The organism is Streptomyces sp. NBC_01506, assembly GCF_045040295.1.
Classification (GTDB): domain Bacteria; phylum Actinomycetota; class Actinomycetes; order Streptomycetales; family Streptomycetaceae; genus Streptomyces.
On sequence record NZ_CP109422.1, the window covers coordinates 4,291,564 to 4,313,009 of the forward strand.

19 protein-coding genes are annotated in these 21,446 nt (G+C 70.4%); 14 read left to right on the forward strand and 5 right to left on the reverse strand.

Features of this window, described 5'->3' with window-relative positions:
* Nucleotides 1–14: 14 nt before the first annotated feature.
* Nucleotides 15–803, reverse strand: coding sequence for an IclR family transcriptional regulator (locus OG329_RS18640; RefSeq protein ID WP_405796506.1), 789 nt, complete (start codon nucleotides 801–803; stop codon nucleotides 15–17).
* A 135-nt stretch (nucleotides 804–938) separates the two neighbouring features.
* On the opposite strand from OG329_RS18640, the gene OG329_RS18645 reads away from it, so the two are divergent.
* From OG329_RS18645 to dmpG, 7 genes are read left to right on the forward strand one after another with little or no spacing between them, the layout of a single operon-like run.
* Complete coding sequence (locus tag OG329_RS18645) at nucleotides 939–1,715, forward strand: SDR family oxidoreductase (RefSeq protein ID WP_405801902.1); 777 nt, start codon at nucleotides 939–941, stop codon at nucleotides 1,713–1,715.
* Nucleotides 1,715–2,236 carry a cupin domain-containing protein gene (locus OG329_RS18650; protein WP_405796508.1) on the forward strand — a complete coding sequence of 174 codons (522 nt, stop codon included), beginning with the start codon at nucleotides 1,715–1,717 and terminating at the stop codon, nucleotides 2,234–2,236. The genes OG329_RS18645 and OG329_RS18650 overlap by 1 nt, the downstream gene beginning before the upstream one ends.
* Nucleotides 2,233–3,123, forward strand: a complete 891-nt coding sequence (locus OG329_RS18655) for an alpha/beta fold hydrolase (RefSeq protein ID WP_405796510.1) — start codon at nucleotides 2,233–2,235, stop codon at nucleotides 3,121–3,123. Before OG329_RS18650 ends, OG329_RS18655 begins: the two co-directional genes overlap by 4 nt.
* On the forward strand, nucleotides 3,120–4,055 hold the full coding sequence (locus OG329_RS18660) for a 2,3-dihydroxyphenylpropionate 1,2-dioxygenase (protein ID WP_405796512.1): 936 nt from the start codon (nucleotides 3,120–3,122) through the stop codon (nucleotides 4,053–4,055). The genes OG329_RS18655 and OG329_RS18660 overlap by 4 nt, the downstream gene beginning before the upstream one ends.
* 7 nt (nucleotides 4,056–4,062) lie before the next feature.
* A complete protein-coding gene (locus OG329_RS18665; protein ID WP_405801904.1) occupies nucleotides 4,063–4,914 on the forward strand; it encodes a 2-keto-4-pentenoate hydratase in 852 nt (283 codons plus the stop codon).
* A 44-nt stretch (nucleotides 4,915–4,958) separates the two neighbouring features.
* Nucleotides 4,959–5,843, forward strand: a complete 885-nt coding sequence (locus OG329_RS18670; protein ID WP_405801905.1) for an acetaldehyde dehydrogenase (acetylating) — start codon at nucleotides 4,959–4,961, stop codon at nucleotides 5,841–5,843.
* On the forward strand, nucleotides 5,843–6,868 hold the full coding sequence (dmpG, locus tag OG329_RS18675; RefSeq protein ID WP_405796514.1) for a 4-hydroxy-2-oxovalerate aldolase: 1,026 nt from the start codon (nucleotides 5,843–5,845) through the stop codon (nucleotides 6,866–6,868). The genes OG329_RS18670 and dmpG overlap by 1 nt, the downstream gene beginning before the upstream one ends.
* Before the next feature lie 186 nt (nucleotides 6,869–7,054).
* On the opposite strand, the gene OG329_RS18680 is transcribed toward dmpG, so the two are convergent.
* The 4 genes from OG329_RS18680 to OG329_RS18695 form a co-directional block, all read right to left on the reverse strand.
* Nucleotides 7,055–7,333, reverse strand: coding sequence for a hypothetical protein (locus tag OG329_RS18680; RefSeq protein ID WP_405801907.1), 279 nt, complete (start codon nucleotides 7,331–7,333; stop codon nucleotides 7,055–7,057).
* A gap of 112 nt (nucleotides 7,334–7,445) precedes the next feature.
* Nucleotides 7,446–7,868, reverse strand: a complete 423-nt coding sequence (locus OG329_RS18685) for an RICIN domain-containing protein (RefSeq protein WP_405796516.1) — start codon at nucleotides 7,866–7,868, stop codon at nucleotides 7,446–7,448.
* Nucleotides 7,869–8,050: 182 nt separating this feature from the next.
* Complete coding sequence (locus OG329_RS18690; protein ID WP_405796518.1) at nucleotides 8,051–9,853, reverse strand: CocE/NonD family hydrolase; 1,803 nt, start codon at nucleotides 9,851–9,853, stop codon at nucleotides 8,051–8,053.
* A gap of 260 nt (nucleotides 9,854–10,113) precedes the next feature.
* Entirely contained in the window at nucleotides 10,114–11,340 is a 1,227-nt protein-coding gene (locus tag OG329_RS18695) for an MFS transporter (protein ID WP_405796519.1), read from the reverse strand.
* Between the two features lie 161 nt (nucleotides 11,341–11,501).
* Between OG329_RS18695 and OG329_RS18700 the strand changes: the two genes are divergently transcribed.
* From OG329_RS18700 to OG329_RS18730, 7 genes are all read left to right on the forward strand, one after another.
* Nucleotides 11,502–12,452: a LysR family transcriptional regulator gene (locus OG329_RS18700; RefSeq protein WP_405796521.1), complete on the forward strand. Its 951-nt coding sequence runs from the start codon at nucleotides 11,502–11,504 to the stop codon at nucleotides 12,450–12,452.
* A gap of 423 nt (nucleotides 12,453–12,875) precedes the next feature.
* Nucleotides 12,876–14,735: an asparagine synthase (glutamine-hydrolyzing) gene (gene asnB, locus OG329_RS18705; RefSeq protein ID WP_405796523.1), complete on the forward strand. Its 1,860-nt coding sequence runs from the start codon at nucleotides 12,876–12,878 to the stop codon at nucleotides 14,733–14,735.
* A gap of 77 nt (nucleotides 14,736–14,812) precedes the next feature.
* Entirely contained in the window at nucleotides 14,813–16,183 is a 1,371-nt protein-coding gene (locus OG329_RS18710) for an aspartate aminotransferase family protein (RefSeq protein WP_405796525.1), read from the forward strand.
* 3 nt (nucleotides 16,184–16,186) lie between these two features.
* Nucleotides 16,187–17,236, forward strand: coding sequence for an ABC transporter permease (locus OG329_RS18715; protein WP_405796527.1), 1,050 nt, complete (start codon nucleotides 16,187–16,189; stop codon nucleotides 17,234–17,236).
* A complete protein-coding gene (locus OG329_RS18720; RefSeq protein WP_405796529.1) occupies nucleotides 17,233–18,093 on the forward strand; it encodes an ABC transporter permease in 861 nt (286 codons plus the stop codon). Before OG329_RS18715 ends, OG329_RS18720 begins: the two co-directional genes overlap by 4 nt.
* Entirely contained in the window at nucleotides 18,090–19,817 is a 1,728-nt protein-coding gene (locus OG329_RS18725) for an ABC transporter ATP-binding protein (RefSeq protein WP_405796531.1), read from the forward strand. Before OG329_RS18720 ends, OG329_RS18725 begins: the two co-directional genes overlap by 4 nt.
* Entirely contained in the window at nucleotides 19,814–21,415 is a 1,602-nt protein-coding gene (locus OG329_RS18730; protein ID WP_405796533.1) for an ABC transporter substrate-binding protein, read from the forward strand. Before OG329_RS18725 ends, OG329_RS18730 begins: the two co-directional genes overlap by 4 nt.
* The last annotated feature ends 31 nt before the right edge of the window (nucleotides 21,416–21,446 follow it).

The following is a 21,446-nucleotide window of genomic DNA, read 5'->3' on the forward strand; positions in this document are numbered from 1 at the left end:
CCGGGCGCCCGCGCTCACCGCCGCCGCGTGGAGTAGGCGCGCGACGCGGCCGCGGCGGCCATCCGTACGGCGGGGCCGACGCGCTCGGCGCGGACCAGTCCCGTCGGCCCGGTGACGGAGAGGGCGGCGACGACGTCGCCGAGCGGCCCGAAGACCGGCGCGGCCACACAGCACACCCCGGTGTTGCCCTCCTCCTGGTCCACCGCCCAGCCCCGGTCGGGGACGGCGGCCAGCTCACGCCGCAGGCCCACCGGGCTGGTGAGGGTCCAGGGCGTACGCGCGGTGAGGCCGGCCTCGATCACCGTGTCGACGGTCGCCGCGTCGGACCACGCCAGGATGGCCCGTCCGAGGCCCGAGCAGTGGGCCGGGATGGTGCCGCCGACCTGTGAAAGCATCGGCATCGGCCGATGCCCGGTGATCTTCTCGACGACCAGTACGCGGGGGCTGTCGAGCACGCCGAGTTGCACCGTCGTACGCGTGGCCTGATAGAGGTCCTGGAGATACGGCAGTACCGCCTCACGCAGTTCGTGCCGGACCGGGGCGAGACCGGAGATCTCGAAGAGTCGGTTCCCGATCCGGTAGCGGTCCCGGGGTTTGTCGAGCCAGCCCAGCCTGATCATGGTGTCGGCGGTGCGGTGCGTGGTCGAGCGGGGCAGACCGCTGCGTTGGACCAGCGCGGCGAGGGTCAGTTCGCGGTGGGCCGGCGTGAAGGCGCCGAGGATCGCCGCGGCGCGGTGGAGTGCTCCCATACCCGCCGTGCCGTTGGCCGCCGCCGTACCGGTGTCCCGTTCAGTGGGACTCATCGTTGGTACCTCGCTGTCATGCGGTCAGGCTAGGGCTGTCTTCCGGATCGGGCCAGATCGCGCGGATCGGGCCAGATCTCGCGAGCCCGGCACCGTCGGAAGCCAAGCCCCCCAACTCACCCCAGGGAGACCGCCATCGCCACTCGGACCGCACTCGTAGGCGGGGGAGCCACCGGTATCGGATTCGCCACCGCCGGACAACTGGCCCTCGCCGGCCACCGGGTGGTCATCACCGGCCGGCGCGCCGACGCCCTGGACGCGGCGGCGGCCGAGCTGCGGGCCGGCACCGGGGGAGACGTGCACTGGCTGGCCGGTGATCTAGCCGACCCCGTCGCCACGGCCGCCGTGGCAGCGGAGGTCACGGGCCGGTACGGCTCCCCCGACATCCTCGTCCTCAACGCGGGCGGCCCGCCGCCGGGCCGGATTCTTCAGATCGACGACGAGCAGTGGCAGTCCGCCTTCGGCCTCCTGCTGCTCGGCCCCCTCACACTGGCCCGGCTGACGCTGCCCCGGATGGCGGCCCGCGGCTTCGGCCGCGTGGTGTTCCTGACCTCCACGGCGGTCCGGCAGCCGCAGCCGGACCTCGCGCTCTCCGTCGTGCTCCGCTCGGCGGTGACGGCGGCGGCCAAGCTGCTGGCCCGGGAGTACGCGGCCGAGGGTGTGACCGTCAACTGTGTCGCGCCGGGCCCGACCGCGACCCGGCGGCGCGAACAGATCCTGACCGCCCGCGCCACGGCCACCGGGCGGACCCACGCCGACCTCGACGCCGAGGACGCCGCGAGCGTCCCGGCCGGGCGGGCCGGGCGACCGGCGGAGATCGGAGCGGCCGTGACCTTCCTGGCCTCGGCGGAAGCAAGCTACGTCAACGGGACGGTCCTGACCGTCGATGGCGGACGAACGGAGACGATCTGATGGCCGAGTCCGGAAACGACTTCACCCTGGCGGACTTCCTCGGAGGTATCTCCGACACCGTCCGCCCCGGCACGGCGCGCCCGGTCGTGGTGCGTGCGGCGGAACTTGAGCGGCTGCCCGCCGACCAGGTGCACAACCCGACCGCGCTCTCCGTCGCCGGGCGGCTGCCGACCACGACGTTCGAGATCTTCCGGCAGACGATCCCGGCCGGCGAGAGCTCCGACATGCAGCGCCACCACCACGAGACGGTGCACTTCGTCATCTCCGGGGAGGGGCACAGCGAGGTCGAGGACGACACCGAGTCGTGGTCGAGCGGTGACTTCGTCTACACCGCGCCGTGGACCTGGCACCGCCACTACAACGACTCCACCGAGCACCCGGTCGAATTCCTGACGATCGAGAACTCCCGGCTGCTCGGTCTGCTCGGAGTCTCCCGCCGGCAGAGCGCCGGTCTGGTCACGGTGGCGCAGGCCCGCGCCCGTTTCGACACCCGCGCGCCCTTCAAGGAGGACAACTCATGAGCGGCCGACCCGCCGGGCTCCCCGACCACATCAGCGTCTGGGCCGAACTGGCCGACGTGGACCACGAGTTGCTGCATGTCGATGTCGGAGGTGTCCGCACCCGGGTACTGCGCGCGGGCTCCGGGCCCGAACTGATCCTCCTGCACGGCACCGGCGGGCATCTCGAGGCGTACGCCCGCGACATCGCCGGGCTCGCGGCCGACTTCCGCGTCACGCTGTACGACATGGTCGGCCACGGCTGGTCGGACCTGCCGGACACGCCGTACACCATCGACGTGCTCTCCGGCCATCTGCTGGGCCTGATGGACGCGTTGGGCATCCGCAGCGCGCATCTGTCGGGCGAATCGCTCGGCGGCTGGGTGGTGGCGTGGACGGCCGCGCACCACCCCGAGCGGGTGGACCGGCTGGTGCTCAACACCCCCGGCAACATCGCCGACAAGCCCGAAGTCATGGCTCTCGTGCGGGAAAGCACGCTGGCCGCCGTACGGGACCCCAGCGACGCGACCGTACGCCGCCGGGTGGAGTTCCTCTTCCACCACAAGGAGTTGGTGACCGACGAGCTGGTGAATCTGCGGCGGGCGGTCTACAGCAGGCCCGGATTCGTCCGGGCGATCACCAACACACTGGTGCTCCAAGACCCCGTCGTACGCAAGGACTTCGCCTGGGATCCCGAGTGGGTCGGCAGGATCGGGGCGCCGACGCTGCTGCTGTGGACCGACCACGACCCGACCGGCGGACTCGACGAGGCCGCGACACTCCTGCGGTGGCTGCCCGACGCCCGCCTGCACGTCATCGAGGACGCCGGCCACTGGCCCCAGTGGGAGAAGGTCGACGAATACCTGTGCGCGCACCGCGACTTCCTGCTTCTCGACAAGGATCCGGCATGAGCGAGATCATCGGCTTCGTGGGGATGTCCCACTCCCCCTTCGTCACCATGCTGCCGCCCGACTCGGCGGCCGCGCCGGGCGCGGGATTCCTCAGCGACGTCGCCAGGGTCGAGGCCGCGGTGACGGCGCTGGCGCCGGACGCGATCGTCGTCATCGGCCCCGACCATTTCCACGCCAACTTCTACGACGTGATGCCGCCGTTCGTCCTCGGTGTCGAGGCGGCCGAGGGCTTCGGCGACTTCGGCAGCGCGTCGGGGCCGCTGCCGGTGGCCTCCGCACTGGCCTGGTCGATCCACGAGGGCCTGGCCGCCGCCGACTTCGACATCTGTCTGTCGTACGCGCTCACCGTCGACCACGGCATCGTGCAGAGCTACCAGATGGTGTCACACAAGGACGGAATCCCACTGGTCCCGCTGATCGTCAACACCGCGGCGCCGCCGCTGCCGGGCCTGGAACGCTGTGTGGCGCTGGGAAGGGCGCTGGGCGCCGCGATCCGGGGCGCCGACTTCGACGGGCGGGTGCTCGTCGTGGCCAGCGGCGGGCTGTCGCACTGGCTGCCCTCCAACGACCCCCGCGACGTGTCCGTCACCGGCGACAGGCGCGAGTCGCTGATCCACGGCCGCCGGGACACCCGTGCCTTCGCCGCGGTCCGTGAACCCAGGGTCCGCGCGATGGGCGGCGACCCCACCGCACGGGTCAACGCCGACTGGGACGGCTGGTTCCTCGGACAACTCGCCGCCGCAGACACCGCCCCCGTGACCGCGCTCGGCCACGACGGCCTGGAGGAACACGCGGGCAGCGGCGGCCACGAGATCCGCTGCTGGCTGGTGGGACACGCCGCCGTCGGCGAGCCGCTGGTGTGGAGTTCGTACGAGCCGGTGCCGGAGTGGATCACGGGCATGGCCATCGGCACCACCTTCGAGGTCGTGTGAGATGGAGATGACCCCGTCCTCGCACACCGACAGCGACAGCGACAGCGACAGCGACACCGCCGCCACCGCCACCACCGCTCAGGCGTCCCTGCGGCTGGCCGCCGCCCGCGCGTCACACCGCCCCTGTCCACCGGTGCGCGACCTCCTGCCCCCCGGCGACGTCGACACGGCCTACGCCGTCCAGTCGACGTGGGTGGCCGAGCGTGTGGCGGCCGGCGCCCGGGTGATCGGTCGCAAGATCGGACTGACCAGCCCCACCGTCCAGGCCCAACTCGGGGTCGACCGGCCCGACTTCGGTTTCCTGCTGGACGACATGGCGTGTCGCGACGGTGCCCCTGTCGAGATGGGCCGCCTGCTTCAGCCGAAGATCGAGGCCGAGGTCGCCTTCGTGCTCGCCGCCGATCTCGACACCGAGTTCATCGGCGCCGCCGAGGTCGCGGAGGCGACCGGCCAGGTGGTCGCCGCCCTGGAGATCGTGGACAGCCGGATCGCCGACTGGGACATCTCCCTGGTCGACACGGTGGCCGACAACGCTTCCTCCGGTCTGTTCGTCCTCGGCTCCCGGCCGCGCCCCCTGGACGGACTGGACCTGACCGGGTGCGCGATGGTGCTGCGGCGCGGCGACGAAGTGGTGTCCACCGGTACGGGCGCCGAGTGCCTGGGCGGTCCCACCCGGGCCGTGGCCTGGCTGGCCCGTACGGCACATGCCCATGGCCGCCCACTGCGCGCGGGCGACATCGTGCTCTCGGGCGCGCTCGGCCCGATGGTGCCGGTGGCGGCGGGAGACGTCTTCGAGGCGGAGATCAGCGGTCTCGGCACGGTCCGTACAAGCTTCACGGGAACGGGAGGTGCCTCGTGACCAAGGTCGCGGTGATCGGCTCCGGCAACATCGGCAGCGACCTCATGATCAAGGTACTGCGGCTGTCGGAGCGCCTGGAGATGGCCGCGATGGTCGGCATCGACCCGGCCTCGGAGGGGCTGACGCGCGCCGCCCGGCTCGGTGTGCCCACGACGGCCGACGGTGTCGCGGGGCTGCTCGCGCTCCCCGGATCGGACGCGATCGAGATCGTCTTCGACGCCACGTCGGCCCGCGCGCACGAGGCCAACGCGGCCGCCCTGGCGCCGTACGGCAAGCGCCTGATCGACCTGACTCCGGCCGCGCGGGGCCCGTTCGTCGTCCCCGCGGTGAATCTGGGTGAGCACCTGGACGAGCCCGACGTCAACATGGTCACCTGCGGAGGCCAGGCGACCATCCCGGTCGTCGCCGCCGTCTCGCGGGTGACACCCGTCCCGTACGCCGAGATTGTCGCGTCCATCGCCTCGAAGTCGGCCGGTCCGGGCACCCGCGCCAACATCGACGAATTCACCGAGACCACGGCGACCGCGATCCGCACCGTCGGCGGGGCCGGTCGCGGCAAGGCGGTGATCATCCTCAATCCGGCCGAGCCCCCGATGATCATGCGCGACACCGTGTCCTGTCTGATCGGCGATCCGGATCCCGCCACTCACGAGCGGGTGGTCGCCTCCGTCGAGCGGATGGTGGCCGACGTGGCGGCGTACGTACCGGGCTACCGGCTCAAACAGCGCGTCCAGATCACCCCGCTCGACGGCGACGTACGCACCCTGGCCGGGGACGCCCACGTCACGCACCGGGTCGGCGTGTTCCTCCAGGTCGAGGGCGCGGGCCACTACCTGCCCGGGTACGCCGGGAATCTCGACATCATGACCTCGGCCGCCCTGGCGGTCGCCGAGCGCGTCGCCACCCACAGCGCGAGGGAGACCGCCTGATGACCCGCTCGACGACCCGCCGGCTGTTCATCCAGGACGTCACGCTCCGGGACGGGATGCACGCGATGCGGCACCGGATCACTCCGGAGCGGGTCGCCCGTATCGCCGGAGCGCTGGACGCCGCCGGGGTCGACGGTATCGAAGTCGCGCACGGCGACGGGCTGGCCGGAGGCAGTCTCACGTACGGCCCCGGGAGCCACACGGACCGGGAGTGGATCGAGGCGGCGGCCGGAGCGATCACCCGCGCCCGGCTGACCACCCTCCTGCTGCCCGGCATCGGCACCGTCAAGGAGCTGAGGCAGGCGTTCACGATGGGCGTACGGTCGGTGCGGGTCGCCACGCACTGCACCGAGGCCGACGTGTCGGCCCAGCACATCGCGACCGCTCGGGAGCTGGGCATGGACGTGTCGGGCTTCCTGATGATGAGTCACCTGGCGACCCCGGCCGAACTGGCCCGGCAGGCACGGCTGATGGAGTCGTACGGCGCGCACTGTGTGTACGTCACCGACTCCGGCGGCCGACTCACCGTGAACGGCGTCCGCGAGCGGGTCCGGGCCTACCGCGACGCGCTCGGCCCCGGCACCGGGATCGGTATCCACGCGCACGAGAACCTGTCCCTGTCGGTGGCCAACTCGCTGGCCGCGTGCGAGGAGGGGGCGACCCGGGTCGACGCCTCGCTGGCGGGCCACGGAGCGGGGGCCGGCAACTGCCCGCTGGAACCGTTCGTCGCGGTCGCCACGCTGGAGGACTGGGAACACGGCTGTGATCTGTTCGCCCTCCAGGACGCCGCCGAGAATCTCGTCCGCCCGCTCCAGGACCGGCCGGCACGGGTCGACCGCGAGACACTGACCCTCGGGTACGCGGGGGTCTACTCCAGCTTCCTGCGGCACGCCGAGACGGCGGCCGGCCACTACGGCGTCGACGTACGCGACATGCTGGTGGAGGCAGGGAGGCGGGGGCTGGTCGGCGGGCAGGAGGACATGCTGGTCGACATCGCACTGGATATCGCGGACGGAGCGGACTGAACAGACCCCAGCGGACGGAGCGGGCGAGTTGGCCCGTACGACTGTGCCGCGGACGAGCGGTGTGAGGGCGCGACCGTCGCGCCTGGGCGGAAGCCAACCAGACGCGCGGAGCTTTTGAATAATCACTTCAGGTGCCGATGTGACGGTGCGCGCGGCAGTGGGCCGGGTGAGCCGCCGGACAGCAAGTCAGCCAGGAATGAGGCCGCTGTCACTCAACATCACGCGGACATCGTCGAGGGAGGCGTCGGGGGACGGAAGGATCAACTCGCTGGGCTTCTCCGCGTCTTCGGGCAGTGGGGTCCCCCGGCGTCGAACCTCCTCAAGGAGGGCGCCGAGAGCGTTACGGAAGCCCTCCTCGTCGTGGGTCTCAACCGCGACGCTCAACTCGTCGTCCAACGCGTTGAGGGCGTCGATGTCGGAGGCGGTCAGGGTCCACTGCCCCTCCCCCATGATCCTTGCGATCACCATGCGTCCTTCCTGAGTGGGTAGTTTTCGGTGACGTGCGATCAACGCCGCACGGGCGACGGCGCCGCACGGCCTCGCCGAGAACGTCGGCGAGGCCGTGCGCGCAGGCAACTCAGCCGAGGCGGAAGTGCTGGTTGGGCTTGCCCTTGTCGGTCCACTGGACGAGCTTGCCGCCGTCCGCGGTGTCCTCACCGACGACGGACAGGAGCTTGCCGCTGTGGCGCGCCTCCAGGGAGAAGTAGCCGTCGTCCTTCTGGACGAGCTTCCATTCCTGGTTGGGCTTGTTCTTGTTGGTCCACTGCACGACGGTCCCGCCGTCCTCCATGTCCGAGTTGGTGACGGACAGGGCCTTGCCGCTGTGCACGGCGACGACGTGGTAGTAACCGCCCGTCGTCGCCACGAGGTTCCAGTGCTGGTTGGGCTTGCCCTTGTCGGTCCACTGGACGACCTCGGCGCCGTCCTCGGTACCCGAGGCGGTGACGGACACCAGCTTGTCGCTGTGGCGGGCGACCAGAGCGGCGGTGAAAACAGCCATGACATCTCCTCATTCGATGATCACTGGGGTACTGCGGTAACGACCGTTCGGCTTCTCAGCGGTGGGCGCCTGGGCGGTATGACCGGAAAAGCACCCACCAATGACGCGGAAGAATCGGCGGTCTTCGAAGCCGGGACCGAGGACTGACTCCACCCCGGGCCGGTGTGGCACCCACGGCGGGTTCAGCCGAGCGGGATCTCCACCCCGGCGTCGTGCCCGCCGGGTGAGCCGACGGTGGTGGTGCCGCCGTCCGTTTCGGCGCAGGAGTACAACTGGTCGCGGCTGTTGACGACCAGTGCGAGCCGGTGCCCCTCCGCCAAGTCGTAAGCGGTGGGCTGGAGTTGCCAGCTCAGGTTGCGGTCCGTGTTCGGCGGCAGGCCGGCGGCGGTGTACGGCTCGTGCGTGATGATCCGCGCCGTACCGTCCGGAGCGATGTCGAACAGGTAGGCGACCAGCGTGGCGGCGTCGTCGGTCCCGCGTACGGTCATCCGTACGGTGGCGGCTCCCCGGATCCGGCGGGCCACTCCGCTCCGTCCGGACAGCGGTTCCGTGGCCCAGACCAGCAACTGCGAGCGGTCGAACTTCTCCAGGTCGTAGGTCTTGGGATTGCCGCTCCACTCCTTCTGGCCGGTCCGCAGGACTGCGTCCATCGCGGTGGCCTCGGTGAGGCTGCCCGTGGTGAATCCGCGCGACCAGCCGTTGGCCGCCCCCTCGGCCAGCACGCCGTCACCGGAGCCGGCGGCGGCGGTCAGGTACCAGGTCTCGCTGCCGGTGGTGACGTCGCTCCACGAGGCGTGCGTCTCGCGGCGGGCGGGGGCGGTGATCCGGTGCGTACCGCCGGGCACCGGGGAGGTCTTGTAGGTGAACATGACCTGGTTGCTGACCTCGGGCCAGGTGGGCACGTCGTTGTCGGCGCCGAGCAGATGGTGGTCCAGCCACTCGTACGCCTCCCGCATCGGCTCCCGGAGCCCGGGGAACGGCAGGCTGGTCAGCAGCCCGCTCAGGCCGGGGCCTTCCGGCGCGCCGTGGTCGCCGGTCCACATGTTCAGCCGCTTCGGGACCGTGAGCCGGGTGAACATGTCGATCGTCTGACCGGCGGGGAACAGGCTCTCGTGCCATGTGTTCGATACGAACGTCGGGATCCGCCGCTGGTTGGTGAGCTTCACACAGGAAGCGGGCGAGCGCTCGGTGGCCCAGGCCACCACGTCGTCGAGGTTCTGGCCGTGGAAAAAGTCGGTGAGGATCTGCTGGGTCTCCTCGTCGAACTTGTCCTCCATCGGGCCGCCGGTGAAGGCGATCAGCGCCTGGGCGGCTTCGAGATGCCGGGTGCCGTTGTCGTACAGGCTGGTGGCCAGATTGCCCCAGGTGCTGAGCGCGACCACGGCGGAGACCCGGGCGTCGGGGTCGTGCGCCGCCACGAGCTGGCTGATCCCGGAGCCGTAGGACTCGCCGAGGAGCCCGATGCGGCTCGGGTCGAAGTACGCCTGGGCGTAGTCGATCACCGTTGATCCGTCGGCCCGGTCCTTGGGCCCGGCGACATCGACGGTGCCCTCGGACGTGGACGGCAGCGCCGGGTCACCGATGCCCCGGGGCGTGTAGGCCAGGACGTGGTATCCGCGCTGCGCCAGCGTGAGGTAGGAGTACGCGAAGGGCAGCCAGCCGTACGGGCTCCAGCCGGCGGGCACGATCACGACGGGGTGCGGTTTGCCGTCGTTCAGCTTGATGGAGAATGCCGAAAGACGGACTCCGTCCGAGGCCACGATGCGCGGGAAGCCGATCGAGGCCCTCTCCCGCACAGCGGCCACCAGCTCCGACAACTCCGCGGGCAGCGCCCCGGCCGTCCCGGCCGCCTCGTCCTCAAGTGCCGCGAGCAGGGCCCTGGCCACCTGGACGACGGAGGGGCTGATGGTGGGGCCCGAGGCCCAAATGCCTTGTGTGGCGATGTCGTTGACCGACGCGGTCGGCTCGTCACCGGCAGCGCTCATGAAGGTCCACCCTTTCCGTAACGGACGCGAGACCCGGTGAAGGGTCACGCGGTGCCGGCGCGGGAACTTCCCGCTCCGGCCGTCACGGCTCTGAACGGCCGTGATCCAGCACCATGATCAACGAGGTTCAGGGCACATTGACCTGAGATCTGGGCATTCATTACATGGTGTGAATCAGCGCTCTCCGGTCACCAGGATCATCAGATAGCGCTACCGGCTGCTCATCTCCCCAGAAGCCTTGGTACGCGCGGCGCGGGCCGTCAGCTCGGGGTGCGGGTAGGTGTGGTGGTTGTGGTCTCGTGCGGGTGGTCCGGTGGGGTGGTGGCGTCCGCGGGGCGGCGGGGGGAAGGGGGCGGGCCGGAGCCGAGTAGGCCGATGGTCAGGGACACGACCGCGAGGGCGGCGGCGCTCCAGAGCAGGGGGGTGATGCCGGCCGATTCCACCACGGTGCCGCCCAGGAAGGCGCCCAGGGCGATGGCGGCGGTGAACACACCCACGTAGAGCCCGGTCACATGCTCGACACGGTGCGGTGCGGACTGGGTCATCCAGATCTGGCCGGCCACCGAGAGCCCGCCGTACGCCAGACCCCACAGGGCGACGCTGATGCCGGTGAGGCCGGCTACGGTGCCGAAGAGTGCGAGCAGGGCGATCGCCGCGGCGATGCCGGCCGCCAGGCCCAGTACCGTGACGCGGGCGCGTCGCGCCGCCAGGGCGCCGGCGGCGAAATTGCCCGCCAGCCCGAAGAGGCCGTAGACCAGGAGGACCAACGCGACGGCCCCCGGCGTGAGTTCGGTGCGCTCCTCGAGGACGGGCCGCACATACGTATAGGCCGCGAAGTGCGCGGTGACGAGGAAGACGATCAGTGCCAGACCGACCGTCACCGAGGCGGTGCGCAGCAGCGGTTCGCGGGCCGCCCCGTCGTCCGCGCCCGCCGGTGTGACCGGGCGCGGGAGCCGGGGCAGTGCCAGCACCAGCCCGGCGGCGAGGACCACCGCGGCGACGGAGAGCGAGGCGAACGCGGCACGCCACCCGAAGGCGTTGCTGACCAGCGTGCCCAGGGGAACGCCGACGACCGAGGCCGCCGCGACCCCGCTGACCGCGGCGGACACCGCCAGGGCGGCGTTACGGGGAGCCACCAGGCGGGTCGCGACGGCAGCCGACAGGCCCCACACCGCCCCCATTCCGATGCCCAGGACGATCCGGGAGACGACCAGCAGGCCGAATCCCTGTGCCACGGCGCTCAGCGCGTTGCCCGCCGCCAGCACCACCATCGCCACGGCCAGGACCACGCGCCGGTCGACCGCTCCCAGCAGCCGTGGCACGGCGGGGGCGGTGACCGCGGTCACCACCCCGGTGATGGCCAGGCTGTAGCCCGCCGTACCGGGGCTGATCCGCAGGCCGTCGGCCATCGGGGTCAGCACCCCGACCGGCAGCATCTCGGACGTCACGACCACGAACGTACTCAGCGACAGCACCGCGACCGACATCCATTGCCACGGTGTGGTGCGAGCCGGATCGGGACCGGTGGGGTGGGCCGGTGCGTGCGAAACCATGGCACCAACCAATCAGCGCCCCGGAACGGGAACAAGAGCCATTCTTTCAAGGGTTGATTAGCTGGAGTGATCGATGAGGTGCCGGAGGGGACGCGATGAATCAGGTCCATATCCAGGAGATCGAGTGTCTGCTGGTGCTGACCGAGGAGTTGCACTTCGGGCGGACGGCGGCGCGTCTCGGCTGTTCCCAGAGCCGGGTCAGCCAGCTCGTCGCCGCCCTCGAACGCCGGGTCGGGGTGCGGCTCGTGGAGCGCACCAGCCGAAGCGTGGGACTCAGCCGGTTCGGTGCGCAGTTCGTCGACGAGGTGCGCCCGGCCTACGAGGCGCTGAGCACGGTGATCACCCAGGCCCGGGAGCGCGCCGGCAGCGGCACCCTGTCGCAGGTGCGCATCGGCTTCCACGGCAGCGTCTACGAGGAACTGACCGAAGCCTTCCGCCAGCTTCGCGCGCACCACGACGTCACGTTGGCGCTGCACGAGATTCCGCTGGGCTCACCCTTCTCGGCCGTTCTCGCGGGCCGGGTCGACGCCGCCGTGGTCGAGCTTCCCGTCAACGAGGCCGCGCTGACCACGGGGTTCCGCTTCCCGCCGCAGGACCGGCTGCTCGCCGTCGCGTCGTCCCATCCGCTGGCCACCGCCGGCGCCACCGCCGGCGCCGGCAAGGTCGACCGGGTGGATGTCGAGGACCTGGCGGAGCTGGACATCGTCCACCCCGTCGGGGACGCCCCGGACTACTGGATGGCCGCCGGCGTCCCACGCTCGACACCCGGGGGCGCGCCCATCCGCTCGACCACGGGGATCACGACCGTGCAGGAGGGCCTGGCGCTCGTGGCCTCCGGCGATCACGGCATGCTGGTCTGCCGCCCGCTGGCCGAACGGGCCCTGCGCAGCGATGTCCGCTACCTGTTGATCGACGGCCTTGACGAGCCGTCACAACTGGCCCTGATCTGGCGCACCGACCGTACGACGCGGCAACTGACCACGCTCGCGGACCTGCTCCGCCAGGAGTTCTCCCGGGGGGCGATCCCCGAGCGGATTTCCGTGTGAGGGCGTCCGCGGTGAGCGGCGCGGGGCCACAACACCCGTGCCTCCCAGGGCACTTCGGCACCGCCGTGGCGAGCGGAACCAGCCGCGTCTCAAATGGTGAGACGTTGGGGATCAGTCCTTGCGCGGGCTCGTCGCGTGTTGCAATCCTTCTGCGCATGACCACTCCAATTCGGCCTACTGACGCGACGTCAGATGTGTGCTGCGATGTGGTTATTCATCTCTGTTGTAGGACCTGATTCCCTCTCGTACGGTTCGGTTCTCGACTGCTGTCCTTGAGGACAGATTCTTCTTCACGCGCCCGCTCTCTCTCCGCTGAGGCAACGCCGCCCACGGAGCGGTTCGCGATATCCCAGCCCTGTTCGCAGCATTGACGCGTCACGCCTGTCACGACCCCCTCCCTCTCTGGAACGGAGTTGATTTGCCATGTGCGGAATAGCCGGGTGGATTGCTTTATCCGGGCTTCCTCCCGACGCGCGGGCCATCGCCGAGAAGATGAACGACGAGCACGCCCGGCGAGGCCCTGACGGGTCCGGAGTATGGCTTTCTCGTTACGCCGTGATCGCCCATCGAAGGCTGTCGGTGATCGATATCGACAATGGCGATCAGCCGATGCTCTCCCCCGCCCCGGCAGGCGCCGAGCCCCGGCTCGCCCTCACCTACAACGGTGAGCTGTACAACTACCAGGAGCTTCGCCGCGAGCTGTCCTCCCGGGGACACCATTTCCGAACATCCAGTGACACGGAGGTAGTTCTCACCGCCTGGGCCGAGTGGGGCGTGCGTGCCGTCGAGCATTTCAACGGGATATTCGCCTTCGCGGTCTGGGACAACCGGGAAGAGACCCTGTGGCTCGTACGCGATCATCTCGGCGTGAAGCCGCTGCACTACCACCACGACGGCGACCGCCTGATTTTCGGCTCCGAGGCGAAATCGATTCTCGCTCATCCGGACGTGGTCACGGCGGTCGACGAGGACGGTCTGCGGCAGTTGGTGCTGCCGTTGCTGAAATTCCCGGGCACCAACCCGTACCGCGGGATCTCGGAGGTGCTGCCCGGTCAGCTACTCGAATTCTCCAGACGCGGTGTCCGGACCTCCCGGTACTGGGACATCAGGGATTTCATCGGCCGTCCGACCGAGACGGACAACCTGGCGGACGCGGTCGAGCGGTTGCGCTCGCTGCTGGACGACACGGTCGCCCGGCAGACGATCGCGGATGTCCCGCTGTGCACCTTTCTCTCCGGCGGCCTGGACTCGTCGGCCGTCACCGCGATCGCCAACGGCCTGCCGGGGCGCGGCGGGGTGAGTTCGTTCTCCGTGGACTTCACGGACGCGGCCGGTTCGGCCGACTCGCGGTCCGCGCTGGACCGCCGGTACGCGCGGGAGGCGGCGGACCACATCGGTTCGCTCCACTCCAACATCGTGCTGGACAGCTCACTGCTCGCCGGCGGCGATGTCCGCGATGCCACGGTACGGGCGCGGGACCTTCCCAACGGGTTCGGCGATCTCGACACGAGCCTTCTCCTGCTCTGCCGTGCGGTACGCGAGCACGCCACCGTCGCGCTGTCCGGTGAGGCCGCGGACGAGATCCTGGGCGGGTACCTGTGGTTCCACGATCCGCGCGCGGTATGGGCGCAGACGTTTCCGTGGATGGCGGACAGCCCTGCCCACGGCTATCTCCATCAGCGTGTGCTGGACACGATCGACCCCGATCTCGCCAGGGCGCTGCGCCTTGACGAGTATCTGCGTGACGAGTACGCGACCGCGCTCGGCGGGCTCTCGTTCGACCCGGCGCTGAGCAAGGAGGAGCGGCGGCACCGGGAGATCATCTATCTCGCCACGTCCTACTTCCTGCCGATGCTGCTGGACCGCAACGACCGGCTGAGCATGGCGAGCGGCCTTGAGGTGCGTGTTCCGTTCTGCGATCACCGGATCGTCGAACACCTGGTGACGCTGTCGCAGGGCATCCACAACGCGGGCGGCCGGGAGAAGGGCGTACTGCGCGACGCGGTGCGCGATCTGCTCCCGGTGGGCGTGCTGGAGCGCAAGAAGTCGCCCTACCCGACCACACCCGATCCGGACTACTCACACAGGCTCGAAGAGCATGTCGCCGCTGTCCTCGCCGATCCGCCCGACGGACTCGGGGACATCTTCGCCGCGCGTGTGCTGGCTCCCGGCCAGGTCACCGACTCGGCGCGGTCGCACGGCCTGGTGAGCAACTTCGAAGGCGAAGTCGTTCTGAACTTCGCCTCCTGGCTACGGCAGTACTCCCCAAAACTGGCGATCTGAGCCGGCCGGTCCGCATTCACCGACGCCACCCACCCACTGTGTCCGCAGAGGCATGTAGCGAAGCCCGGGAGAATTCCTTGTCCACCTCGCACGTCCAACAGCAGACCCGTGACCATCTCTGGCTGCACTTCACGAATCACGCGAAACTCGCCGCCGGTGGCGAGGTCCCCGTCATCACTCGCGCGAAGGGCGCGTACCTCTGGGACGACAAGGGACGCCGTTTCCTGGACGGCCTTTCCGGACTGTTCGCCGTCAATGCCGGCCACGGCCGGCCCGAACTCGCGGAAGCAGCCGCGAGACAGATCCGCGAACTCGACTACTTCCCGATCTGGAACGCCGTTCACCCGCGAGCCGCGGAACTGGCCGAGGCGCTGGCGGAACGTGCGCCGGGTGATCTGAACCGTGTCTTCTTCACCAACAGCGGCAGCGAGAGCGTCGAGACGGCGTGGAAACTCGTCAAGCAGTACTACAAGGCCATCGGGCAACCCGGCCGCCATAAAGTGATCAGCCGCACCATCGCCTACCACGGAACCACCCACGGCGCCCTGTCCATCACCGCTCTCCCCGGACTGCGGGCACCGTTCGAACCACTCGTACCGAGCGGGCACAAAGTGCCGACCACCGATATCTACCGCGCCCCCGAGCATCTGCGGGACGACGAGACCGCCTTCGGCCGCTGGGCGGCGGACCGGATCGCCGAGGCGATCGAATTCGAAGGACCGGAGACCGTCGCCGCCATCTTCCTTGAGCCCGTGCAGAATTCGGGTGCGGCGATCCCACCGCCCCGCGGATATTTCGAGCGCGTCCGCGAGATCGCCGACCGCTACGGAGTCGTCCTCGTCGCCGACGAGGTCATCACCGCCTTCGGCCGTATCGGCGACTTCTTCGCTATCAACCGATTCGGGATCACGCCCGATGTCATCACCGGCGCCAAAGGCATCACGTCCGGATACATTCCGGCCGGCGCGACCATCGTCAGCGACCGCCTGTTCGAGCCCTTCACGAAGAAGGAGAACACCTTTGTGCACGGCCTGACCTTCGGCGGGCATCCGGTCGCCGCCGCCGTAGGGCTGGAGAACATCGCGATCTTCGAGCGCGAGAAGCTCAACGAACAGGTCCGTGCCAACGAGGAGTTGTTCCGCTCGACGCTGGAGAAGCTGCGCGACCTGCCGATCGTCGGTGATGTACGCGGCGCCGGGTACTTCTGGGGTGTCGTACTGGTGAAGGACAAGAACACCCGCGAGCCCTTCGCCCCGCAGGAACGCCGCCGCCTCCTCGACGAACTGCTGGCGCCGGCACTGCACGAGGCCGGGCTGCACGCCCGCCTCGACGAGCGCGGTGACCCCGCGATCCTCCTGGCGCCCCCGGCCGTCATCGGCCGGCCCGAGTTCGACTTCATCGAGCAGGCGCTGCGCGCGGTCCTCACCGAGGCGTGGGAGAGGTTCTGAGGCGTGACAGGGACCTCGCACACAGCGCTGCCTCCGGTCGCCCTGCCGAAACGGCCGACGGCCCATCGGTCGACGGCCGGGTACGTACTGCGCCGCTGCGGCTACTTCGTCGTCGTGGTGTTCTCGGTGTACACACTGTCGTTCTTCCTGCTCTACGCGCTGCCCAGCGACCCGGTCGCGCTCATGCTCGAACGCCGGTCGGCGGGCGCGGGAGGCGGCACACCGCAGCAGGTCCAGGCACTGCGCGAGCAGTACGGGCTCGACCGGCCCCTGCTGATCCGCTACGTCGAGACGCTGGGGCAACTCCTGCGCGGGGACCCGGGTACGTCCTTCCAGTCGGGCAGACCGGCGGCGCGGACCATCGCGGCGGTGGCCCCGAACACGCTCGGCCTCGCGGCTGCCGCGCTCGCCGTCGCCGTACCGTTCTCGCTCGCGCTGGCGCTGGTGACCTCGTGGCGCCGTGACAGCGCCGTTCACCGGATCCTCGTGAACGTGCCCGCGGTGGTCGCCGCGGTCCCCGCCTTCTGGCTCGGTCTGCTGCTGCTTCAACTCTTCTCGTTCACCCTGGGCTGGGTGCCCTCGGCGGGCGGGAGCGGTCCGGCCGCGCTGGTGCTGCCCGCTGTCGCGCTCGCCCTGCCGGTGTCGGCGTCACTGACGGCGGTCCTCGTACGGAGCCTGGACGAGGTCGGTCAGGCGGAGTTCGTCGAGTTGCTGCGCGCACGGGGGCTGCCCTGGGGCCGGGTGTATGTCGTCCATGTGGCGCGCAACGCGCTGCTTCCCTTCGTGACGCTGACCGGGCTGACCGTCGGCGGGGTGCTGGTCGGCACCGTGATCACGGAGACGGTGTTCGCGCGAGCCGGGCTCGGACGGCTGCTCGCCTCGTCGGTGGAGACGCAGGACGCGCCGGTGATCCTGACGATCTCGGTGCTCGCGGCCCTGGTCTTCGCCGCGACCAACCTCGCCGTCGACCTTCTGTATCCGGTGCTCGACCCGCGGACGCGCCGACCGAGCGGGCGCCAGAGCGGGCGCCAGAGCAAGGGAGTACGCGCGTGACCGTGACAGCCGTCCCCAACAAGGGGCCTCGCACAGGGCCTCGCACCGGATCGCGTACGCGGACCCGCCCTCCGTGGATCGCGCTGACCGTCCTCGCGGTCGTCACCACCGCCGCGCTGCTGCCCGGAGTCGTGGCACCCCGCGACCCGCTCGCACAGAATGTCGCCCAGCGCCTGCGCCCGCCGTCGACCGCGCATCCCTTCGGCACGGACGAACTCGGCCGCGATCTGTTCAGCCGGGTCATCCACGGCGCGCAGGCGAGCCTGTCGATCGCGCTGCTGGCGCTGGTGTTCGCCCTCGGCCTCAGTGTCGTCATCGGCCTGACGGCCGGCTACTTCGGGGGCGTCGCCGATCGCGTGCTGATGGCCGCCGTCGACGTACTGCTCGCCCTGCCCTCGCTGCTGATCTCCCTGCTGATCGTCTCCGGCCTCGGCACCGGACCGGTCAACCTCGCCGTCGCCGTGGGCATCGCCTCGGTCCCGGCACTGGCCCGCGTCACCCGCGCCGAAGTACTGCGCGTCAGCGCGCGGACCTTCGTCGAGGCGGCGCGCGGCTTCGGGCTCCCCCGCCGCCGCATCCTGGCGCGACACGTCCTGCCCCACGCGCGCGGCCCGATCACCGCGCTGGGCGCGCTGGAGCTGGCGACGATGGTCCTCTCGGTCTCCGCCCTCAGCTTTCTGGGATACGGCACCCAACCGCCCGACCCGGAGTGGGGAAGCCTCATCGCCGGAGGGCGGGCCCACTTCGCGACGGCATGGTGGCTGACCACACTTCCCGGAGCGGTCCTCGCGGTCGTCGTGCTCGCGCTGCACCGGGTGGGTCGCACGCTCGGCGCGTCGGAAGCGGGGCCGGTATGACCGCCGCCATCGAAACGACGACGGGTGACGACGCGCTGCTGCGGCTCGAAGGGCTCCGGGTGGTCTACCCGGACCAGCGGGGCCGGCGGGGCCACGACGGCACGGTCGCGGTCGACGGCCTGTCCCTCACGGTGCCCCGGGGCCGGACGGTCGCCGTCGTCGGCGAGTCCGGCTCCGGAAAGTCCACCACCTTGCACGCGCTGCTGGGTCTGACACCCCGTACGGCACATGTCAGCCTTCAGCGGCTGGAGTTCCGCGACGGCTCCGATGAACTCCGCCGTATCGATGATCCCCGTGCGCTGCGCGGCCGGTCGGTCGGACTCGTACCCCAGGACCCGGTCCGCGCGCTGGATCCGCTGCTGCGGATCGGGGCCCAATTCGCCGAGTTGCACCGGCACTTCCTGGGTCTCACCGACCGGGAGGCGAGCCGCGCCCGTACCGTCGCCGCGCTCGAAGCGGTCGGCCTCGACCGGCCCGTACTGCGGCTGCGCCAGTACCCGCACGAACTCTCCGGAGGTCAGCGGCAGCGCGTCCTCATCGCCCTCGCGCTCGTCGGGGAGCCGCGCCTGCTGCTGGCCGACGAACCGACCTCCAACCTGGACACCACAGTCCAGCGGCTCGTCCTCGACCTCTTCGACCAGGTGCGGGCGGCGCGCGGGCTGTCGCTGCTGCTGGTCACGCACGACATCGCCGTGGCCGGGGAGCGCGCGGATCATCTGCTCGTGATGCGCGCCGGACGCGTCGTCGAGCACGGGCCGACCCATGACGTCCTCGGCGACCCGCAACACGCCTACACACAGCAGCTTCTGACCTCCCTGCCCAGCGCGCTGCCCGCCCGTACTCCGGCAGCGCCGACCGCCTCCCCGACCGCGCCGCGGGTCGTACTCGAAGCGCGTGACCTGGCCAAGTCGTTCGACCACGGCAAGGGCCACGAACGTGTCGACGCCGTACGGGAGGTGAGTCTCACCCTCCACCGGGGACGGACGCTCGCGGTCGTCGGCGAGTCGGGGGCGGGCAAGTCCACGCTGCTGCGCCTGCTCACCGGGCTGGAGCGCGCGGACGCCGGAACCGTGCTGCTGGACGGCGTGGAGCAGCGCCCCGGCCGCAAGGCCCGCGCGGCCTTCGCCCGCCGGGTGCAGCTCGTCTACCAGAATCCGGCGCGCAGTCTGAACCCGTCGCTCCCCGTAGGGCGGGCCATCGCGGAGCCGCTGGAGGCGCACCGTATCGGCACCGCCCGATGGCGCGCCCAGCGCGCCCGGGAACTGCTCGAACAGGTCGAACTGCCCGCCGCCTTCACCGAACGCCGTCCGGCTCAGCTCTCCGGCGGGCAGGCGCAGCGGGTGGCGATCGCCCGGGCCCTCGCTCTCGATCCGGACGTCGTGGTGCTCGACGAGCCGGTCTCCGCCCTCGATCAGGCGGTGCGGTTCGCCCTGCTCAGACTCCTCGGCGAACTCCAGGAGCGACTTGGCGTCGCCTATCTGCTCGTCTCGCACGACCTCGGTGTGGTGCGCGCCGTCGCCGACGAGGTGATCGTCATGCACCACGGCCGGGTCGAGGAACGCGGGGTCACCGAGGCCGTGTTCACGGCCCCCACCAGCCCTTACACCCGGGCGCTGCTGGACGCGGTGCCCGCCCTCCCGCCGTCATCTTCCCGCCTCTCGTCATCTGTCCCTTCTGCGCTCTCCTCTCCGCGCCCCTCTCAAGACAGGACCTCATCCGCATGATCCGCGCGACCCTGACGCGCTCGTTCGCCGCTTGCGGAGCCGCCGCGCTCCTGCTGACAAGCTGCACGAGCGGAGCCGACTCCACCGGCGGCGACCCCGCGCATCTGCGCGTCGCCTACGGCTGGTACCCGACCTGCTTCGACTACGCGCAGTCCAACCCGTACGCGATCTTCGGCAGACAGGTGCTGGACACGCTGCTGAGCCACAATCCCGGCACCGGCGAGCTGGAACCGTATCTGGCCGAATCCTGGCGGAGTCTGGACGGCGGACGCGCCTACGAGTTCACGATCCGCGACGACGTGACCTTCAGCAACGGCGAGAAGCTGACCCCGCAGGTCGTCGCGGACAATTTCGAGACGCTGTGGGAGCTGGCCGAGCAGGGGGTGTCCCCGACACCCGGCGCCTACCTGCGCGGGTACGACCACGCCGAGGCCCTGGACGGGCGGAAGGTGCGGGTCGAGTTCAAGGAGCCCAACGCGGGGTTCCTCCAGGCCAACACCGAGGGCCAGTTCGGGATCATCGCTCCCGAATCCCTGGCGAAGAGTCCGAAGGAGCGCTGCGCCGGGGGCACGATCGGTTCGGGGCCGTACGTCCTGCGGGAGGCGGTCCAGGACGAGCGCGTCGAGTTCGACAGGCGTGCGGGCTACGACTGGGCCCCGGCGGTGTTCGGCGGTACGGGCGCGTCCACGCTCGACCGGGTCACGGTCCAGATCGTGCCCGAGGAGAGCCTGCGTGCGGCCGGTGTCCTGGCGGGCGAGTACGACCTCGCGTACTCGATGACCGAGACAGGGCTCGCCCAGGCCAAGAACCAGGACGGTGTCGAAGCCGTCCTCGCCCCCAACCGCGGTGTGGTGAACAACTTCGTCGTCAACACCTCCGACCCCGTCCTCGCCGACCCCGCCGTCCGGCAGGCGATCCAACAGGGCATCGACCGGGGAGAGTTGGTGGACACGTTCTACGGCGAGGGCGTCGAACCCGCCACCGACGTGGTCTCCCGCGACCATCCCTTCTACACCGATCACAGCGCACTGCTCGGCCACGACCCCGCCCGCAGCCGCTCGATCCTCGACGACGCCGGCTGGGTGAAGGGCGGCGACGGCGTCCGGGCCAAGGACGGCCGGAAGCTGGAGCTGGCCCTGACCTACGCGAGCACCGACATCGGCTCGGCGGCCTCGGGCTGGGAGTACGTGAAGAACGGCCTCGCCGACATCGGCGTCGCGCTTGAGCTGAAGCAGGTGTCGGAGGCGGAACAGGCGGACCTGCGCGCGTCCGGGGACTGGCAGCTCGCCGTCTACCAGGGGGCGAGCCGCGGCGACGCCGACGGGATCGCCGCGTTCTACTCCACGCGGCTCACGACCTGGGACGGGCAGGCACCCCGGCCGGAGGTCGACGGCCCGCTCGCCGAGCAGGCGGCCACCGTCGATCCGCAGAAGCGACGCGCCCTGGTGGACGAGGCCGTGACGGCGATCATCGAGCAGGCGTACGGAATACCGCTGTTCGACTCCGCGCAGGTGCTGCTGGTGCGTACGTCGGTGCGGGACCTGACCTTCCCGGTCAACTCCTGGGAGCCGATCTTCTACCGCGTCCAGAAGAGTTGACACGTACTCCCGCAGATCACCGAGAGGAAAC